Source organism: Thermoanaerobacter sp. CM-CNRG TB177 (assembly GCF_018588165.1).
GTDB classification, from domain to species: Bacteria; Bacillota; Thermoanaerobacteria; order Thermoanaerobacterales; family Thermoanaerobacteraceae; genus Thermoanaerobacter; species Thermoanaerobacter thermocopriae.
The window spans coordinates 20,226-39,435 of sequence record NZ_JAFCAC010000040.1 but is presented as its reverse complement, the minus strand read 5'-3'; the positions used below and the strand labels follow the sequence as shown (position 1 = coordinate 39,435).

General features: G+C 34.2%; 25 protein-coding genes. 6 read left to right on the top strand and 19 right to left on the bottom strand.

All coding sequences use genetic code 11. The features are described 5' to 3' along the window. Nucleotides 1-69 precede the first annotated feature (69 nt). From I4N53_RS02520 to I4N53_RS12280, 5 genes are all read left to right on the top strand, one after another. Nucleotides 70-1,002, top strand: a complete 933-nt coding sequence (locus I4N53_RS02520) for a helix-turn-helix domain-containing protein (RefSeq protein WP_214495501.1) — start codon at nt 70-72, stop codon at nt 1,000-1,002. A gap of 165 nt (nt 1,003-1,167) precedes the next feature. Then, nucleotides 1,168-1,584 carry a nucleotidyltransferase domain-containing protein gene (locus I4N53_RS02515; protein ID WP_013150848.1) on the top strand — a complete coding sequence of 139 codons (417 nt, stop codon included), beginning with the start codon at nt 1,168-1,170 and terminating at the stop codon, nt 1,582-1,584. Continuing rightward, nucleotides 1,581-2,009, top strand: a complete 429-nt coding sequence (locus tag I4N53_RS02510; RefSeq protein WP_214495500.1) for a DUF86 domain-containing protein — start codon at nt 1,581-1,583, stop codon at nt 2,007-2,009. Before I4N53_RS02515 ends, I4N53_RS02510 begins: the two co-directional genes overlap by 4 nt. Nucleotides 2,010-2,119: 110 nt before the next feature. Beyond that, the gene (locus tag I4N53_RS02505) at nt 2,120-2,287 is read left to right on the top strand and encodes a hypothetical protein (RefSeq protein ID WP_255549653.1); all 168 of its coding nucleotides are present in this window, start codon (nt 2,120-2,122) and stop codon (nt 2,285-2,287) included. Between the two features lie 364 nt (nt 2,288-2,651). Further along, complete coding sequence (locus I4N53_RS12280) at nt 2,652-2,795, top strand: hypothetical protein (RefSeq protein ID WP_232192564.1); 144 nt, start codon at nt 2,652-2,654, stop codon at nt 2,793-2,795. A gap of 19 nt (nt 2,796-2,814) precedes the next feature. Here the strand turns inward: I4N53_RS12280 and sfsA are convergent, their stop codons facing one another. From sfsA to I4N53_RS02435, 13 genes are all read right to left on the bottom strand, one after another. Continuing rightward, nucleotides 2,815-3,507: a DNA/RNA nuclease SfsA gene (gene sfsA, locus I4N53_RS02495; RefSeq protein ID WP_214495499.1), complete on the bottom strand. Its 693-nt coding sequence runs from the start codon at nt 3,505-3,507 to the stop codon at nt 2,815-2,817. Nucleotides 3,508-3,517: 10 nt separating this feature from the next. Then, nucleotides 3,518-3,886, bottom strand: coding sequence for a 6-carboxytetrahydropterin synthase QueD (gene queD, locus I4N53_RS02490; protein ID WP_028992068.1), 369 nt, complete (start codon nt 3,884-3,886; stop codon nt 3,518-3,520). A 3-nt stretch (nt 3,887-3,889) separates the two neighbouring features. Then, complete coding sequence (gene folK, locus I4N53_RS02485; protein ID WP_012995969.1) at nt 3,890-4,390, bottom strand: 2-amino-4-hydroxy-6-hydroxymethyldihydropteridine diphosphokinase; 501 nt, start codon at nt 4,388-4,390, stop codon at nt 3,890-3,892. Further along, nucleotides 4,387-5,199 carry a dihydropteroate synthase gene (gene folP / locus I4N53_RS02480; protein WP_028992069.1) on the bottom strand — a complete coding sequence of 271 codons (813 nt, stop codon included), beginning with the start codon at nt 5,197-5,199 and terminating at the stop codon, nt 4,387-4,389. Before folP ends, folK begins: the two co-directional genes overlap by 4 nt. 12 nt (nt 5,200-5,211) lie before the next feature. After that, on the bottom strand, nt 5,212-5,778 hold the full coding sequence (folE, locus tag I4N53_RS02475) for a GTP cyclohydrolase I FolE (RefSeq protein WP_012995971.1): 567 nt from the start codon (nt 5,776-5,778) through the stop codon (nt 5,212-5,214). 107 nt (nt 5,779-5,885) lie between these two features. Beyond that, nucleotides 5,886-7,385 (bottom strand): lysine--tRNA ligase, encoded by a 1,500-nt coding sequence (lysS, locus tag I4N53_RS02470; RefSeq protein ID WP_028992070.1) that lies wholly within the window; start codon nt 7,383-7,385, stop codon nt 5,886-5,888. 19 nt (nt 7,386-7,404) lie between these two features. After that, the gene (gene greA, locus I4N53_RS02465; RefSeq protein WP_012995973.1) at nt 7,405-7,878 is read right to left on the bottom strand and encodes a transcription elongation factor GreA; all 474 of its coding nucleotides are present in this window, start codon (nt 7,876-7,878) and stop codon (nt 7,405-7,407) included. A 163-nt stretch (nt 7,879-8,041) separates the two neighbouring features. Next, complete coding sequence (locus tag I4N53_RS02460) at nt 8,042-9,130, bottom strand: NAD(P)H-binding protein (protein WP_028992071.1); 1,089 nt, start codon at nt 9,128-9,130, stop codon at nt 8,042-8,044. A 13-nt stretch (nt 9,131-9,143) separates the two neighbouring features. After that, nucleotides 9,144-10,052: a hypothetical protein gene (locus I4N53_RS02455; RefSeq protein WP_028992072.1), complete on the bottom strand. Its 909-nt coding sequence runs from the start codon at nt 10,050-10,052 to the stop codon at nt 9,144-9,146. A gap of 4 nt (nt 10,053-10,056) precedes the next feature. Continuing rightward, complete coding sequence (locus I4N53_RS02450; protein WP_013150855.1) at nt 10,057-10,581, bottom strand: hypothetical protein; 525 nt, start codon at nt 10,579-10,581, stop codon at nt 10,057-10,059. Between the two features lie 118 nt (nt 10,582-10,699). Continuing rightward, a complete protein-coding gene (locus I4N53_RS02445; RefSeq protein ID WP_028992073.1) occupies nt 10,700-10,924 on the bottom strand; it encodes a hypothetical protein in 225 nt (74 codons plus the stop codon). A gap of 4 nt (nt 10,925-10,928) precedes the next feature. Further along, the gene (locus I4N53_RS02440; protein WP_214495498.1) at nt 10,929-12,119 is read right to left on the bottom strand and encodes a Ger(x)C family spore germination protein; all 1,191 of its coding nucleotides are present in this window, start codon (nt 12,117-12,119) and stop codon (nt 10,929-10,931) included. A 1-nt stretch (nt 12,120) separates the two neighbouring features. Next, nucleotides 12,121-13,656 carry a spore germination protein gene (locus I4N53_RS02435; protein WP_214495497.1) on the bottom strand — a complete coding sequence of 512 codons (1,536 nt, stop codon included), beginning with the start codon at nt 13,654-13,656 and terminating at the stop codon, nt 12,121-12,123. A 96-nt stretch (nt 13,657-13,752) separates the two neighbouring features. Here I4N53_RS02435 and I4N53_RS02430 point away from each other — a divergent pair, with 96 nt between their 5' ends. Continuing rightward, nucleotides 13,753-14,862 (top strand): endospore germination permease, encoded by a 1,110-nt coding sequence (locus tag I4N53_RS02430; protein WP_214495496.1) that lies wholly within the window; start codon nt 13,753-13,755, stop codon nt 14,860-14,862. A 6-nt stretch (nt 14,863-14,868) separates the two neighbouring features. Here I4N53_RS02430 and I4N53_RS02425 read toward each other — a convergent pair whose 3' ends face one another. The 6 genes from I4N53_RS02425 to I4N53_RS02400 all read right to left on the bottom strand — a co-directional run bounded on the left by I4N53_RS02425 (nt 14,869) and on the right by I4N53_RS02400 (nt 19,205). Continuing rightward, complete coding sequence (locus tag I4N53_RS02425; protein ID WP_214495495.1) at nt 14,869-15,636, bottom strand: type III pantothenate kinase; 768 nt, start codon at nt 15,634-15,636, stop codon at nt 14,869-14,871. Nucleotides 15,637-15,685: 49 nt separating this feature from the next. Next, a complete protein-coding gene (locus I4N53_RS02420; protein WP_214495494.1) occupies nt 15,686-16,213 on the bottom strand; it encodes an ECF transporter S component in 528 nt (175 codons plus the stop codon). 136 nt (nt 16,214-16,349) lie between these two features. Then, nucleotides 16,350-16,745, bottom strand: a complete 396-nt coding sequence (locus I4N53_RS02415; RefSeq protein WP_214495493.1) for a DUF2118 domain-containing protein — start codon at nt 16,743-16,745, stop codon at nt 16,350-16,352. 13 nt (nt 16,746-16,758) lie between these two features. Continuing rightward, entirely contained in the window at nt 16,759-17,025 is a 267-nt protein-coding gene (locus tag I4N53_RS02410; RefSeq protein WP_028992080.1) for an OadG family transporter subunit, read from the bottom strand. A 12-nt stretch (nt 17,026-17,037) separates the two neighbouring features. Further along, complete coding sequence (locus I4N53_RS02405; protein ID WP_028992081.1) at nt 17,038-18,588, bottom strand: acyl-CoA carboxylase subunit beta; 1,551 nt, start codon at nt 18,586-18,588, stop codon at nt 17,038-17,040. Between the two features lie 251 nt (nt 18,589-18,839). Beyond that, the gene (locus I4N53_RS02400; protein ID WP_012995986.1) at nt 18,840-19,205 is read right to left on the bottom strand and encodes a hypothetical protein; all 366 of its coding nucleotides are present in this window, start codon (nt 19,203-19,205) and stop codon (nt 18,840-18,842) included. Between the last annotated feature and the right edge of the window lie 5 nt (nt 19,206-19,210).

Genomic DNA, 19,210 nt, shown 5'->3' with positions numbered 1-19,210 from the left:
CTTACCTATATAATATATGGTAAGTTAAACAATTTCAACCCGAATTGATTCTGGATGGTGTGTAAAAAAATGGATGGATTCTATTATGATTTAGAGGCTTTTGGAAATGAATTAAGAGAAATTCGTAAATCTTTAAGGCTCACTCAGAAAGATGTAGCAGATCAAACTCTTGTAAGCATAGATACTCTAAGGAGAATTGAAAGTGGAAAGGTTATGCCTAAACAGGAAACTCTTGATTTGATGTCTGTCATCTTTAAAAGAGACTTAAATGAGCTGTTGCTTAAGTACAGACTTAAAGATTATTCTTCTTTTTATAAAATAAAAACTTCTATTGAAGATAAGCTTGAAGGTGGAGAATTTGAAGATTTGAAAAAAGACCTCAAAGAGCTTAAAAAAATAATTGATGAAGGGAAAATGAGCCTTTATTACATTCGATTATTGAAGCAACTTCTCTTGTTAGTGGAGTCTGTTATTGAAAAAACTGTCAATAATGATTATGAAAAGGCTTTAGAAAAATTGATTAAAGCCATGAAAGTCACTATACCAGATTTTTCTCTTTCTAACTATACCCGCTTTGTGTACAGCAGTATGGAAGTTAGAATCTTGATGAATATAGCTCTTATAGTAAGAGAAAAAGAATCCTATGAGAAAAGGATAGAAATGCTTCTTTTTTGCTTAGAAGCACTGGAGACAGAAAATGTAGAAGAAAGGGTTAGGGTATATTACAATCTCTCCTATACGTATCACCTGGCTTCCATATATGATAAGGCGCTTTACTACGCAGAAGAAGGTATTAAAACTTGTGCAGAAAACAAGACTTTAAATGGCTTGGCACTTTTATACTTTAGAAAAGGAATTGCCGAATTTAAGCTTAATAGAGAAAATTACATGGACTCTCTTTTAAAGGCTTTATATCTTTTAGAAATATGTGGTCATGAAAAATTAAAGAAAATGGTGATAGAAAGTTGCAGGAAAATTTATAATATAGAGCTGACCACATAATAGCAAATCTTAGCAAAAAACGTTCAGTGATGATTTTCTCATGTATAATAGGAACAGGCAAGGTTGTATGTCCTATGCTGACTACTAGCTCTGTTTGGTTCATCTTAGTGTGATATAATAAATAAAGATTAAAAATATTTATTAATAAGGTGAGGGTTAATAACAATGAGAGATTTGAGTAGTATTAGTAAAGAATTAGAAAAATTGAAATCATATTTGTCTGATAACCCCAATATAATTGCTTTCTACCTTTTTGGATCTTATGGCACAGAATATCAAAACCAAAACAGTGATATTGATTTTGCAGTTTTATACAACAAAAATGTCCTATTGGAGGAAGAACTTACATTAGAAGTTAAAATAAGTGAAATATTCAAAAGAGATGACATTGATGTAATAAACTTAAATAAAGCTCCTTTAAACCTTCAACACCACGTCATTTATACTGGAGAATTATTATATTGCAGTAATTATGTAAAATTATCAGATTTTAAAGAAAAAGTTTTTAAATACTATGGAGATTATGGCATTACCCTCAAATTCTTTTATGATGATTATTTGGAAGGACTGGTTAAAAAATGACTATCGATAAAGATAAGATAATAAAAAAAATAAATGTCATCAAAAAAGCTTTAACAAATTTAAGCGAACTTGCCAAACTTACAGATAATGAATTTTCATCAGATTTTAAATATTATGACTCTGCAAAATACAATTTACAAATTGCAATAGAAGCAATGATCGACATTGGTAATCACATTATATCAAGACTAAATTATGAACCCCCAAAAACATATGCTGATACATTCGGAATTCTCACTAAACACAATATATTACCTTATGACTCGGCCAATACATATAAACTTATGGCAAAATTTCGCAATAGAATTGTTCATTTTTACGACGATATAAGTAATCTGGAAGTATATAACATCATACAAAATAATCTGCGTGACTTTGAAAATTTTTTGAAGTATATTTCTATTTTCTTGAAAAATTTTGAGTAACTCTTACCCTTTTATATTTTATTCCCTGCTGTCAGACACCACTGAAAGTATAGCTTTTGTAATTTTTTATAACCACAATAGGCGTTTGTTGTTCTGAGTTACCTGAAGGGTTGTCCAAAAAAAGCTTTTCTACGTATGTAGTTTTAGGCCCCAAAGACCCGTACAAAGTTTGCGACATGATAAAAGAAAAAACAGGAGTGGATGCTGTAATAATTGATGCAAATGATTTACATAAAGCTGACTGCGTTGGCGCTTCAAAAGGAGTAGATAAGAAGTAGACATAGAAGTATTAAAAGGAAGAAAAATAACAATAAATCCTGGTTTTAGTAAAAAAACTAAAAACCCTACAGGACTCTTAATGCACATTCCAATGATGGGCAAAAAAGTTAAATTTTCTGCTGAGTAATTGCGGAGCAGAAAGCAAAATAACCTGGGAAAAAGACCCTCAAGAGAAAAATTTAAAAGATTTGGATTGTAAAATTCTAATCAGCCTTTACACTGAAGTGTCTTCTAAAAAAGAAAGTGGATTTAAGGTATACTGCGAGGAACAAAAAGAAACTTCTCTAAAGCTTGCTAAACATATAAACAAAGCAATGGAAGAAAAATTGTAACTTCCAAGCTTGGGAATTTTTCAAAAAAGATTTGAGTACAAAAGAAAGTATCATTCCTGTGGGTATTGTGCCAGCAATGGAAGATGTGGGGATAGACGATGCTCATTTGAGGGATGTAGATTACATAGAAAAAGTAGCTCAGGCCGTGTTTAATGGCTTAATAAGATTTTATTAAAAGCAGGTAAAAAACAGGGTTACAGCACTACCTGTACCCTGTTTTTTAGATTGATAAAATTTTCTCCCACATCGCAAGTATAGGCATAAACTTCTACGCCTTTCATAACAGCTTCTCTTAAAAATTGTCCAAATTGAGGGTCCTGTTCGTCATTTGGAGTAAAGTATTTGATGTCATCCATTTGAATTAAAAAAACAACTGCCGCCCTCATTCCTTCTTCTTTGACTTTTATGAGCTCCTTTAAATGCTTTCTACCTCTTTCTGTGGGGGCATCAGGAAATTTTGCAATACCTTCTACTTCCAAAGTTACTCCTTTGACTTCAACATAACATATCTCTTTTCCTTTTGTAAGTTTTATATCAAATTTACTGTTCCCAAAAGTTTTCTCTTTTTCTACAATGTCATAACCTTTAAATTCATCGATAAGTCCCATTTTTATGCTTTCTAAAACTACTTTATTAGGCACTTGTGAATCGATAGATATAAGTCTTTTCCCCTTATAAGCAAAAGCCAACTCGTAGGGCGTTTTTCTGCCTTGCCTATCTCTTACTTCAAGGATAACCTCTGCTCCCGGAACAAATATCTCTTTACACCTTCCCGTATTAGGCACATGTACTAAAGTCTTTTCCCCGCTATTTAACTCTACATAAGCTTCAAATCTATTGATTCTCTTTATGAATTTCCCGTAAACAATTGGATTTGTAATCACCATTTTAAAAACCTCATACTAAATCTTTTTCAGTAATTTCTGCAAAACTTGTAGGGGTTTCCCATAATCTCAATTTATAAAGATGATAGTTATCTCCTTTAAACAGAGGCTCCAATTCTTTCCATATCCACAAAAGAATATTTTCACAAGTAGTGTTAAATCCTAAAACTTCATTTAAATACTTATGGTCAAGCTTTTTTACAACTTTCTCATTTACTATTTCTTTAAGCTTCACAAAATCTATTACCATTCCTTCTCCGTCAGGCTTCCCCTCAACTGTAACTTCCAGCTTATAGGTATGGCCGTGAAGCTCCTCACACTTCCCATTGTAATTTACAAGATTGTGGGCACTGTCAAAAGTAAAAATTTTTGTCACTTTCATTTTTTACACCCCATTGTACCAATTCTCTTTATAAAGCTTAACTCCTTCTTTATCAGGACACTTCTCAATTAAATCCTTGATATACACATCCCCTCTTTTTATAAAAGGGTTTATATCTGAAAGAGGAATCAAGACAAAAGCTCTCTCCCACATTCTCGGATGAGGAATAGTCAGCACTTCATCCTTCAATTCAATATCATCGTACAACAGTATGTCAATATCAATAGTCCTTGGACCCCACCTTATGAGTCTTTCTCTTTTTAACTTTTTTTCAATTTCATTTACAACTTTTAGTAAGTTATAAGGCTTAATGTTTGTCTCGACTTTAACTGCAATATTTAAAAACATATCCTGGTTTAAATATCCTACAGGTTTTGTTTCATAAATAGGAGAAAGCTTCTTTAAAATTATGCCTTCCCAGTGTTCTAACTCAAAAACGGCTCTTTTTAAATTTTCTTCCCTATCTCCTAAATTAGAACCTAAAGATAAATATACTTTACTCATCTTCTCACCATCGCATCAGTCATTTTAGCAACTCTTACCATCTGCTTTACATCGTGAACACGTACAATATCAACCCCTTTTACAATCCCAACAGCAACTGTTGCAGCAGTCCCTTCCAATCTATCCTCTACATCTAAGTTTAAAACTTTTCCAATCATTGATTTTCTTGAAGTGCCTAAAAGTACAGGAAGTCCTAAAACTTTTAATTCTTCCAATCGATTCATGACCTCAAGATTATGATCTAAAGTTTTTCCAAAACCTATCCCTGGGTCTACTACCATTTGAGATTTATCAATTCCTGCTTTTTCTCCTATTTCTATGCTTTTTTGTAAAAATTTTACTATATCCTTAACAACATCTTCATATTCTGCTACATTGCTGTTATGCATCATTATTACGCCTGCATGGTATTTTGCAACTACTTCCGCCATTTGGGGGTCCCTTTGAAGTCCCCATACATCATTTACTATGTGAGCACCTGCTTCTAAAGCTCGAAGCGCCACATTCGATTTCATAGTATCCACAGATATAATAACATTTGAAATTTTTGAAAGCTTTTCAATGATAGGTATAACTCTTCTCATTTCTTCTTCTTCATCCACTGGAGTATATCCCGGCCTTGTAGACTCTCCACCTACATCTATTATGTCAGCTCCTTCTTCTATCATTTGAAGAGCTCTTTCTAAGCCTTTTTCGAAAGTATTATATTTTCCCCCATCTGAAAAAGAATCAGGAGTCATATTTAATATTCCCATTATGTAAGTTCTTTTTCCAATCTCCAAGCTTTTATCCCTACACCTAAATAGCATAGTTTACCTCCCTTATTTTTTAGAATTGATTAAAGACATGACTTCTGCTCGAGACTTTTGATCTGTTCTGAATATTCCTCTCAAAGCAGAAGTAACAGTCTTGGACCCTGGTTTTTTGACACCTCTCATTGTCATGCACAGATGCTCCGCCTCAATGACAACAGCAACACCTAAAGGATTCACAGCCTCCATTATGGTATCTGCAATTTCACTTGTCAACCTCTCTTGAAGCTGTGGCCTTTTTGCCAAAATATCTACTATTCGAGCTAATTTGGAAAGGCCTAAAATTCTACCCTTTCTAGGCAAATACGCTACATGGGCAACTCCTATAAAAGGCAAGAGATGGTGTTCGCACATAGAATAAAGGGGAATATCTTTTACAAGTATTATTTCTTGATGTTCATCCTCTTGAAAAATCTTTATAACGTCTTTTACATTCGTATGAAGCCCAGCAAAAATTTCCTCATACATCCTTGCAACCCTATCAGGAGTCTCAAGGAGCCCCTCCCTATCCGGGTTTTCACCTATGGCTTCAAGTATGTCTCTTACCGCTTTTTTAATTTTTTCTTTATCTATCATATACGATACCCCTTTGTCTAGAAAATTGACAACTATATTATATTATTTTTATCTCCAAAAAGCCAGTCCTTACAAAAAAGTTAAAAAGCAGTCTTTCGACTGCTTTTTTAGTCATTTTTAGGCTTCATTGTAGGGAATAATATTACATCTCTTATAGAATAAGCATCTGTCATAAACATCACAAGTCTATCCACACCTATTCCCAATCCTCCAGTCGGTGGCATACCAACCTCAAGAGCATTTATAAAGTCCTCATCCATCATATGGGCTTCTTCGTCACCGGCTTCCCTCTGCTTTAATTGTTCTAAAAATCTCTCTTTTTGGTCTATAGGGTCATTTAATTCAGAAAAAGCATTAGCCACTTCTCTTCCGTAAATAAAAGCTTCAAATCGAGAAGTAAACTCTGGATTGTCGTGTTTTCTCTTAGCTAAAGGAGAAATCTCTACAGGATAATCCATGACAAAAGTTGGCTGTATCAAATGCTGTTCTATTAGCTCATCAAAGACAAGTGCTATTACTTCTCCCTTTTTCATTCCTTCTTTTGTCTCAAGGTTTAATTTCTTCGCTATCTCTATTGCCTCTTCATCTGTCTTCACTTCATTAAAGTCTACCCCGACATATTCTTTTATGGCATCCACCATAGTAATTCTTTTCCAAGGAGGTGTCAAATCTATTTCTGTTCCTTGATAAACTATTTTCGTAGTACCGTTAACCTTTTGGGCCACATAGGCAAATAATTGTTCTGTCAGTTCCATCATACCGTAATAATCCGTATAGGCTTCATAAAGCTCTAAAAGAGTAAATTCCGGATTGTGCCTTATATCCATTCCTTCATTTCTAAAAACTCTGCCCATCTCATATACTTTTTCAAGGCCACCCACAATAAGCCTCTTTAAGTGAAGCTCTAAAGCAATTCGCAAGTACATATCAATATCTAAAGCATTGTGATGAGTAATAAAAGGTCGTGCTGCAGCCCCACCCGCAATAGTATGAAGAATAGGAGTCTCCACCTCTAAAAATCCTCTATCGTCAAGAAACTCTCTTATCGCCTTTATTATTTTTGTCCTCTTTAAAAATACCTCTTTTACTTCGGGATTTATTATTAAATCCGTATATCTCTGTCTATAACGCAAATCAGGGTCTTTTAAACCGTGCCATTTCTCTGGAAGTATTTGAAGAGATTTAGACAAAAGTTTAAAATCTGTCACACGAATAGTTATTTCTCCAGTTTTAGATTTAAATACCTCGCCTGTAAAACCTATTATATCTCCAATGTCTAAGATTTTAAAAATTTCATAATTCTTTTCTCCCACTGTATCATACTTGACATAAATCTGGATTCTTCCCTCTCTGTCTTGAATGTCTGCAAAAGAAGCCTTGCCATGGGTCCTTTTAGACATAATTCGCCCTGCAAGAGTTACTACTTTGCCTTCAAAATTCTCATAATCGTTTTTAATATCAGAAGATACATTTGTCCTTTCATATTTATCGATACCATAAGGTTCTATTCCCATACTTTTTAGAATATTTAATTTTTCTCTTCTTATTCGCAAAAGTTCATTGAGCTCTTCAGTGTTGTTCCAAATGTTTTCATTTGAATTAGACATATTATACCTCCATCACCCTTTATTTGCGTATTTCTAATATTTTTAAGTTGATGATTCCGGCAGGAACTTCAACAGAGACAACATCTCCTACTTTTTTGCCTAATAAGGCCTTTCCTATGGGGGATTCGTCAGATATTTTGTTGTTCATTGGATCTGCTTCTGCTGAACCTACAATTGTATACTCCACTTCTTCATTATAGGATTCATCATACACTTTTACGGTACATCCAATGCTAACCTGGTCAAGCTTTATGTCTTCTTCGTCGATAACCTTTGCATTTTTAAGCATGGCTTCTAACGTTGCTATTCTTCCTTCTATAAACGCTTGTTCATTTTTTGCTTCGTCATATTCTGAGTTTTCACTTAAATCTCCAAAGGCCCTCGCTTGTTTTATCTTTTCTGCTACTTCAGCTCTTTTGACTGTCTTTAAATATTCTAATTCTTCCTCTAACTTTTTGAGTCCTTCATAAGTTAAAATTACAGGCTTGCTCATAGACGATTCTCCTTTTTATAAAATATTGAAAATTGTATTTTATTCATATGTGGCAATAATAAAATTTATGTTAATATTAATACACAAGCACTGCAAAGCAGTGCTTGTGTAATTTTCCATGAGGATTATTATAAATCAGTTAACAAATAAAGTCAAGTCTAAATTATGCAAAATTCCATTCTTGTAATCTCTTTTTAGCGTTTTTTCTCACAGATTCTATCTTTTCCATTGTAACCTCTCGCTCAAAACTTCTAAATCCCGCTAATTTAAACCCATGCTTTTTAGCAAGTTTTGATATCTCATCCACTTGTTCTACAGTTAAATCACGTCCCAAAGAATAATTCTCAATTCGTCCTTCCATAGCAAGAATCATCGTCTCTGCCATACATGCATAACTTGTTTTAGGTGGAAAACCAAAGTTAAAGTGGAAGTCTACATCACCAGGCACCTCTACTACTCCCCCTTCTATAACTAAAACATCATCTCTTTTATCCGCAACCTCCTTTGACACATCTCTAGGCCTTGCAACATCGCAAACAACAGCCCCAGGTTTTAGATATTCAGGCTTTATCACCGTATCTACTGCACTTGTAACAGTAATTATTATATCTGCGTCTTCTAAGGCTTCTTTAACATCTGAAGTGATATGAGCAGACATGCCCGTTTTTGTTAATAGATAGTCTCTAAAATTTTGCAATTTTTCTTTATTTCGTGCTACAAGTGTCATGTACTTTGCATCTTTAGATAAAATCTCTGCACAGACTTTGCCTATTGAGCCTGTCGCTCCTATTACAACGACATGAGAATCTCTTACATCTTTACCCATCATCTCTGCTGCTTTTACCGCTCCTTCTATTGCTGTAGCGACTGTATAACTGTTGCCGGTAGTTACAGCAATGTTTGAATTTTTAGCAATTGTTATCCCTGCATCTCCTACAACAGAGGTCATAGCCCCCAAGCCTACAATTTCAGCTCCTAAATCTTCTGCAATTTTTACCGCTTTTATTATTTTATTTAAAACATAAGTCTCAGGCAATTTTAACATTTGTTCAGAGGTCAAAGGAACCGCTACAAACCAACCTTCTGTCTCAGCATATTTGCTTTTAACCCCTGTTATTTCGGAAACTTTCATAGGTGGAAGAAGTCTTGTAAAACCTTCCACAACTCTTCTAGGAAATTTCTCCATTATTTTAAACTTGCGGCTTACATCTTCGTACTCTATAGGATGTATTATAAAACCAAATTTATGCATATTTATTACCTCCCTATTTTTGTAAATATTCTATTCTTGGTTCAAAACCTATTTTATCCAAAAGTTGGTCGTAATCTTGTGGTGTCATTTCTTCTTGTTTTTTACCAGCTATTGCCACAAGAACTCCTTCCATCACATTTGTTCCAAAAGACCTACCATTTATGTTGGGGGTAGTAGTAATTAATAGTTCCACCCCCCTCTCTCTCATCATTTCCACATCTTCCTGTGTAACTGTGTTAGTCACAATTATCTTCCTATCTAGTCTTTCAGGCATGTACTTTTTAATAAACAAGTAATCCCCAGCAATTATATCTGCTTCTTTGTAAAATTTTTCGTATTTTTTGCTATCTATGGTGAGTTGTTTTTCTCCAGTAGGGTATATCATTTCAAACGGAAGTCTTGCCACAATTGGAACAATAACTAGAGAAAGGGCATATAAAAACCTTAAAGAGTGGAGAGGAATAGGAATACCTAAAGCAAATATCAAATCCCCTATAATAAGCTTTGCTCCCAATTCAGAAAAAGCTTGAGCCATTCCAAATCTATCCATAGCACTTACAATAAGCACTTTTTTGTCTTTCAAATCGACTATACCTTTTTCTTGTATGTATTTTATTACTTTTCTTTCAAGAGTATTTTTAAGTCCTGAGCCGTCTACAATCGGAGTAATTCTTGCGGCCTTCTTTAAAGGCAAAGCATCTTTTATTACATACCTTTTTTTACCTGCTGAAAGGTATAAATCTATCCCTCCCATTCCAAAAGCGTCAACTTTCCCGTCTAGCTCTTTAATAAGTTCAATAGCTTTTTTTAAATCCCCATCAGTTCCTATTCTTTCTATAACGAATTTTTCTCCTAAAATCTCTGCTTCTGCCGTTTTATTTCTTGTAGAAGAACCTATACTTATGCTTACCACCTTTTTCATATTTTCACCCTTTCAAAGAACTTAAGACTTCTTTCACTATTTGTGGGTCAACATATACATCTTCTGTCAAAGGAGAATGTCCAATATTTATAGTTATGATATCTCTGTCAAATATAGCCTCTACCAACTGGCTCCTTTTGTCTGAACCTAAAAAAATTATCACGTCGTGAGATTGAATTTTAGCAATTAAATCCATTACCATGTTAAAAAGCTCCACACCACTCATATTTTCAGCCAAGTTCAATCTCTCTTTTTCAGACAAAAGAAGTGTAAAATTAATTCCCCACTCTCTAAAAAGCATCTCCAACTCTTCTTTATTCTTTATAGGAAAACCTACTACAGCAATACTTCCTCCTTTTCTAACCTCACCTAAACTTTCTAGTCTAGAAACAAAACTTCTGTCAACTTTGAAACGTGAAGCAACCTCTTGCTGTGAAAACCCATTTTGTCTCATTTCAATCATTTTATCTATTATGCCGTGCAATTTCTCTAAATTTATAGTCTTATCACCAATTTTAATGAATTTCATTTATTTACAACCCCCAGTGTGCACATTTTGTGCTCACATTAATTACAATTTTAATACTTTTTTAAAAAAATTTCAATACCAAAAAGAAAAATAATCCAGATAAAATACTTTTCTGGATTTATTGTCCCCAAAATTTTTCAATTGGTTTTAATAAAGACTGAATTATTTTATTAGTAGGGGTAATTTGTATATTTAAAAGGTAGAGCAAATTTAATATGTAGCCGACAATCAAAAAGGCAAAAAACACAATAACTTCTTTAATCTTTTTTTGTCTTACAAGACCTGGTACTTCAGCCAATGACATAATCACAAAAATCAATGTTAGAACAAGTATTTTAATCATAAAATCACCTCGGATATATAGGTTTAGAAGTTAAACCTGTCCTTCTTACAATTGATTTCACTGTCACATTAAATTTCACCTCAGGATAAATTTTATCCCAGTCTTTTTCAACTTCTTTCCATAGTTTAGGATTCCTTTGGTGCAAAATATTGATAAATCCTACTACATCCGCATTATACTTCTTTTGAAGTACAAAAAGCGCGTGTTCTATCTCTTGTTTTATTTTTCCATTTATTAAAAGTTGAAGCTTTTCAAGATTTTTAGGCTCTGTCAAATCATATTTGCTCTCTTGCTCATTCATATGGGTTTCTATATTAACTTTTATATCAAAAGAAATGTCTTTGCCTTTTTTCACTTTAGGAATAATATCAGTATGGGCTTTAGTAACTACAAAAGAAATATGTGCTTTTTCTCTTTTTAATCCTTTGTCTAAAGTCAATGTACTTCTTTTCAATTTATTCTTTAATATCATTACAGCTTTTGTATCTTGCTCCTCTAAAAATCCCACTAACTTGTCTTTATTAAAGACTGCAGACCCTACCATCTTCAGTCCTGTCGCTTTGCCATCTTTCTTTACTATTTCCAGTCGCCCTGCTATAGGCGCTTTTTTTGGAATTTCCAACGTCTCAATAAACTCATTTAGATCACATACATACGAAGAAGAAGTATTTTGTTGGTTTTGTATCATTCCCAACACTTCTCTATAAGGATATCTTTCCAGCTGCTCACTACTTGGCAAATCAAAGAGTTCTTGTAAGTTTCCTCCAGTTACAACTAATATATAAGCTGTCCTCCTAAACTCAGGATTTCTTGTCATAAAATCTAAAGTTTTGTATATCCCCGAACGTGCAAAGTTTTCATCTAAAAATATTATTTCGTTATATTGCAGAAAAAGAAACCTTGGCAATTTATTATTCAAGTTAGCAAAAGCCTTTGCAAAATCTACACCACTGGCTTGAAAAACAGCATAGGGCTTACCAATAGCACTACCTCCTCCCAAGCCCCCTCCACCTCCACCACCTCCTGCTGCCATAAGACCCGGTTTTAAAATTTGCACAATGAGATGTATCATGTCATCTTTCCCTTTTTCAATACCTAAACCTTGTACAAAAGCTAATTGATTTATTTCTCTTTTATCCCAACATCCTGCAAGTAAAATGGCAACCACCAAAATTAATATTACAAATCTCTTCATCTTATCCTCTTTTATCCTCCTGCCTCACAATATTTTTCCTTTGGATAGTTTTGGGCCTTAATATCTTCGCCCACCAAGGTATTCTCATTAATACATCGCTTAATTCTTGTGTCCTACTTGGAGTCAAAGGTGAAAGGTATGGTACTCCAAAAGACTCCAATGAGGCCATGTGGACGAGTATCATCATCACCACCATTATTATCCCAAAAAAGCCTAAAGTTCCTGCTGCAATCATTATGATAAATCTCAAAAGTCTAAAAGTTATCGCACCGTTATAAGCAGGAATTGAAAAGGAAGCTATTCCTGTCATTGCAACTACAATCACCATTGCAGGAGATACGAGTCCTGCTTGAACAGCTGCTTGCCCAACTACCAAACCGCCTACTATACTTACTGCTTGTCCCACTTGCATAGGAAGTCTTATACCCGCCTCCCTTAAAATTTCAAAGGTTATTTCCATGAATAATGCCTCCAAAAGTGCTGGAAAAGGCACTCCTTCCCTTTGAGCAGCAATAGAAATAGCCAGTTGCGTCGGTATCATTTCTTGATGAAAAGTAGTTTCTGCAATGTATATAGAGGGAAATAAAAGAGCAATAACCATTGCAGCAATTCTCAAAATTCTAAGAGCTGATGACAAGAAATACCTCTCATAATAATCTTCGGCAGCCTGAAAAAATTGTACAAATACTGCAGGAACAGTAAGTGCAAAAGGCGAACCATCAACTAATATTGCCACTTTCCCTTCTAAAATTTCTGCAGTCACCTTGTCTGGCTTTTCAGAATGAGCTATTTGTGGAAAAGGAGAAAAAGGATTATCTTCTATAAATTCTTCTAAATAGCCGCTATCAATAACCCCATCAATTTGAACTTTTTTAAGTCGTTTTTTAACTTCTTGTACCACTGTATCATCAGCAATGCTTTTTACATAGGCAATAGATACATCTGTTTTAGAATACTTTCCAATTTTTATGTTTTCAATTACAAAATCAGGGTGTTTTATTCTCCTTCTTAGCATAGAAGTATTTATTCTTAAAGTCTCCACAAAAGACTCTTTAGGACCTCTTACATAGGATTCTGTAGTAGACTCAGCTATATTTCTCCCTTCCCATCCTTTTGTAGAGATAATTAAGGCTTTTTCCACTCCATCAATTAAAAGTATTGTCTCTCCAGAAAGTAAGTCGTCTATTATATCTCCAATTTTATCTTTTACATTTACTTCTGAAATTGTTATAAAACATTCATTTATATAATTAAAGAGTTGGTCATTAGTATATATGATTTTATTCAACTTTCTTGTCTCTATCATTATTGGCTCTAAAATATCTCGAGTAATTAACAACTTATCTACCATTCCATCTACATACAATAAAAAAGCTTTAGCTTTTTTATCTCCTATGCTAATTTGCCTAAAAACTATGTCATTATTCCCTTTTAAAAGCACTTGAAATATATATATATTTTCTTCTAATTCTTTGCTAAGAGTCATATATTGATAATTTTCTTTTACATACTGCGGATCAGGCAACTTATGGGGCATTTTAAACACCTCCAGATATTATTATTTCAAGTTTTTTTTAGAATATTATGTTGGCTTTAGATAAATAATAAAAAAAAACACATTTAGGAGTCGGATATGTTTAAAGGAACAGGACAATATGAAAAGACTTCAGAGAAGAAAATTTCTACAAAACAACTGATATTTTTATTAGTTACAATCGTCCTATCAACGGCAGACGTCTTTTTGCCTTCTTTTGTAGCATTAGTCGCAAAACAAGACTCTTGGATATCTGTGGTGATATCTTTTTTCACCTCTAGCATTGTCTTTGTTTTTTATTATAAACTGGCAATGACCTTTAAAAAAGAAATGCTATTTTCCTACGTAGATAAAATAACAGGAAAATTTATAGGAAAAATAATAGCTTCGCTTTATTTGTTATTTATCTTACACGATATCTCTTTAGTAATGAGAGAATTAATAGAGATTATGATCAATGCTTTTATGCCTCATACTCCTCCAATAATTTTTTATGTAGTCTTGATAATATCAGTAATGTACACTGTATCAAAAGGTTTTTTAGCAATTGTTAGATTAAATGAACTTTTATTTCCATTTGGAATGTTCCTTGTGGCATTTGTTACTATTTTGAATCTTCCAAAAGTTAAAATGACAAATTTTCTCCCAATACTTGAAAACGGGATAAAACCTCCCCTAATAGGCTCATTCCTCATTACCGCTTACATGCTTGAAACGGTAATAATACTTTTTATATTTCCTTACATCTCTAAAAAAGAAAAGGCTTTAAAAGGCGGAATAATAAGCCTTGGAATATTAGTTCTTAACATGATGTTGGGAGTTTTAGCAATAGGAGTTTTTGGTGCAAAAACTGCATCAAACTTTCAATTTACAGCTTTGGAAATGGTGAGAAATATAAGAATTAGCGATTACATACAGCGGTTTGATTCATTAGTAATGGCAATGTGGTTAATGGGAATTTATCTTAAAATTGTAATATTTACTTATCTCTTTGCAAAAGGATTAGCTGAAACAATAAAAACTCCAGACTATCGCTTTATTCTATTACCCCTTGCTACTTTGTTAATCCCATTAGCAGAAAATGTATCTGAAAATTTAGATGGATTGTACACTTACATACAAAGATGTTTCCCTTTTGAAGCCTTTTGGTTTGAATTATTTTTCCCTATAGTTCTTTATATCATTGCAAAAATCAGAAAAATAAAATGAGAGGAATCAGTCAACATTCCTCTCATAGAGTATTCTTAAACCTTCTAAAGTGAGCATATCATTTACTGTGTTTATAGTTTTTGACTCTTCTGCAATCATCCTTGCAAAACCACCTGTTGCTACAACATAAGCGTTTGGCGCAAATTCTTCTTTCATTCTGCCCACAATATAATCCACCATTCCAACATGTCCGTATATAATGCCTGACTGCATACTAGCTACTGTATTTTTGCAAATAACAGTAGGCGGTTTTACAAGCTCAATTTTAGGTAGTTTAGCAGTCCTTTGAAAAAGCGCATCGGCAGATATTGCCAATCCAGGAGCAATTATTCCCCCTAAATATTCGCAATTTTTAGAAATTGCACAAAAAGTAGTAGCTGTGCCGAAATCAATTACTATGACTGGTCCTCCGTAAATTTCATAGGCAGCAACAGCATTTACAATCCTATCTGCTCCTACTTCTTTGGGGTTATCGTACTTTATATTTATGCCTGTTTTTATCCCTGGACCCACAATCAAAGGCTTGGTATTACAATACTTTATAGTCATTGCTTCAAGTGTGTGCATAATAGGAGGTACAACAGAAGAAATTATTACAGCATCTACATCTTTTAGTTTGAAACCATTGTATTCAAATAACTGATTTATCAACATCCCGTATTCATCAGAGGTTTTGCTTTTATCAGTGGATATTCTAAAAGAATGTAGAAGCTTTTTCCCTTTATAAATCCCCATTACAATGTTAGTATTCCCTACATCAAAGGCTAAAAGCAAAATCATCACCTTCTTAAAATTAAGCAGACAAATGAACTGCTTTTAATTTTTATTTACCATGCATTTTTTTCAAAGGCTTTACTATTATTGTTGTTAATATCACAGCCACAATAATTTCAAATACGCCATTTTTTAAAGCTACAAATAATGCAACCTTAAACGGCAGATATTTAAGAAGCACTGCCAGTCCCAAAACTCCGATGGTATTTGTCAACGTCCCTGCGGCTGCTGCAATACCAACATTTTTAGTCAACTTATAAGAATAATATGCCACAACCCCTATAAAAATCCTGGGAAATATAGCAATTACAGGGTCCGCAAAAAGAGGAGTGTTTTGCCTTATGAAGCTGGTCAATCCAAAAATCAAACCTATAAAAGCTCCTACAATAGGTCCTTCTAATACTCCTCCTATAATTGCTGGTATGTGCATTGTAGTAGCATTAGCAATACCTAAAGGAATGTACCCTAAAATGGTTGTAGATAAAACAATGGATATCGCAGCCAGCATTCCTGCTACAGTTATCTGCCTCAAAGAAATTTTTGCCGCTTTCCCTTCTCTTGTCGCTTTAATTTGCACTTTCCTCACCTCCGTTCCGGTTCCTTTTCAGGATACCGTTCCGAACTCCATTTAATTATTTAATTATCGTGTCAGGTTCAAAGACGATACCCGCAATTTTATTTTACCAAAAAAAGTCTTACTCATCAATAATTTTTTAATTCATAGTCACAAGCACATCCCCTGTGTTTACGGAAGAGCCTTTAGAAACATGTATGCTTGCTATAACTCCTTCTTCAGGTGCCATTATTTCATTTTCCATTTTCATAGCCTCTAAAATTACTACCACATCTCCCCGCTTTACCCTGTCACCTTCTTTAACTTTCACATCAAGAATTGTGCCTGGCATAGGGGCAGAAATTATTTTAGAACCTTTTGGTATAGAAGAAGCTTCTGCTTTCGAAACCGGTTGTGAAATCTCTTGAGTTTGTGTTAATTTAGGTTGTGAAAGAATTGCCGTTTGAGTTATCTTAGGAGTTTCCTCTTTATCTTTTATCTCTTCCACTTCAACCTCATACACTTTCCCATTTACAGTGACTTTGAATTTTTTCACAAAAATTCCTCCCTCAATTTAATCTTGTCCTTATTTGCTCCAATCGTCCTACTTTAGACCAAACGGAAGCAGTATCTGGAAGTCTCAGTATGGATTTTACGTAAAAAGTGCTGGTATCAGCTTGTAAATACAAAGCTACTGCCGCTGTAATTGCAGCAACAAGCTCAGTTTCCTCTTCGTTTTTTTCATATTTGTCTGTTCTTTTTTCTTTTTTTACTTTCTCTTCTTCTTTGTTATTTTCATTATTAAACGTTCTTTTCAAAAAATCTAAAAAATCCATAAAAACACCACCCTATAGAGGTATATTGCCGTGTTTTTTAGGAGGGCGACTCTCCCTTTTGCTTGATAACATGTCAAAAGCTGATATGAGTCTTGGCCTTGTTTCCGAAGGAAAAATTACATCATCTACATAGCCGCGGGCTGCTGCTCTGTACGGATTTGCAAAATTATTCCTGTACTCATTTATCTTTTGTTGCCTCACTTCTGCAGGATTTTCTGCCTCGCTGATTTCATTTTTAAAGACAATGTTTGCTGCCCCTTCTGGACCCATCACCGCAATCTCTGCCGTAGGCCATGCAAATACTATGTCAGCTCCCAAGTCCTTGCTGCACATAGCAAGATAAGCTCCCCCGTAAGCTTTTCTTACAATCAAAGTAATTTTAGGAACAGTTGCTTCAGAATAAGCGTAAAGCATTTTTGCCCCATGTCTTATTATCCCACCATATTCTTGATTTGTCCCTGGCAAAAATCCAGGCACGTCCACTATGCTAAGTATAGGTATATTAAAAGCATCACAAAAGCGAATAAATCTAGCCGCTTTATAGGAAGCATTTATGTCAAGTACTCCTGCTAATACTCTTGGCTGATTAGCCACAATTCCTATAGTCTTTCCATTAAGTCTTGCAAAAGCTGTAATAATATTTTCTGCGTACATCTCTTGTGATTCTAAAAATTCCCCATTGTCAACTATTTCCTTTATTAACTCTTTCATGTCATAAGGTTTATTGGGATTATCTGGTATTATTTCCATAAGTTTCTGGGAAATTCTATTGGGGTCATCTCCAGTTTGGTATTGTGGTGGGTCTTCTAAATTGTTAGAAGGTAAATAACTTAACAAATTCCTCACCATTTTGAGAACTTCTTCATCATTTGGACCTCTGAAATGGGCAACGCCACTTACTCTACAGTGAGTTATTGAACCTCCTAGCTCTTCAAGAGTCACTTCTTCTCCAGTTACAGCCTTTATGACTTGTGGACCAGTTATAAACATTTGACTGGTTTTATCCACCATAAAAATAAAATCTGTTAATGCGGGCGAATACACGGCACCTCCAGCACTTGGCCCCATTATCACTGATATCTGCGGTATGACACCGGAAGCTAAAGTGTTTCTGTAAAATATGTTACCATAACCAGAAAGCGCATCAACACCTTCCTGTATGCGAGCACCTCCCGAATCGTTAAGCCCTATTATAGGCGCTCCCATTTTCATCGCCATATCCATAACTTTTGTTATCTTTTTAGCATGGTACTCCCCTAATGACCCTCCTAGTACAGTGAAATCCTGCGCATATACATAAACTAATCTGCCATCTATTGTACCATAGCCAGTTACAACTCCTTCTCCAGGATATTTTTGCTTCTCAAGTCCAAAGTCATAACAGCGATGCTCTACAAAAGGGTCTATTTCTACAAAGCTATCCTTATCAAGAAGCTTATGTATCCTTTCCCTTGCAGTTAGTTTACCCTTTTCATGCTGAACAGCTATTCTCTTAGCTCCCCCACCTTCTAAAACTTTCTCTTTTCTTCTTTTTAGCTCTTCTATCATATCATGGACACTCATATAACTCCTCCTTAAACTTTACTATATCAACTAGTAGCAGTTATTATTAGTACCTACTAAAATAATATACCACATACTTTCCAAATACACAATAAATTTAATCCCTTAATCTCTACCCCAGAAAAAGTTATAAACTTTTCTTTCCACTCTGGAAACTTAGATAAAACTTCATATATAATCTGCAAAATTTTGTGCAGGTTTTAAAATTTTTCCTTATTAAAAAGCGGCAAAAGAGAATATCTCTTTGCCGCCTATTTAGACATTTCCTCAATAATGTCCGTTAATTCTTCTATAATTTCATTAAGCCCAAAATAACCTTTTTGCATTTTAAGTTTCGCCAAAAGCTTTTTATATTGTTTTAATGTTCCCATTATAATAATATCAGATTTTTCAACGCTCATATTGACACAACCTCTCGCTACAGCTGTTTCTCCTCCTATCGCTAGCATCTCCTGTTTTATTATGTTAGCAGCAGCTGGATGCACATCAAATAATTTGACAACTCTAAAAACAGCTTTTGGCGCCATAATATCTATAGAAACTTCTTCAGCCTTTATTTGACTAAGTTCTTTTTTTGCCTGTGACAAATTTTGTATATCCAATATTTCTCTTTTCATTTATC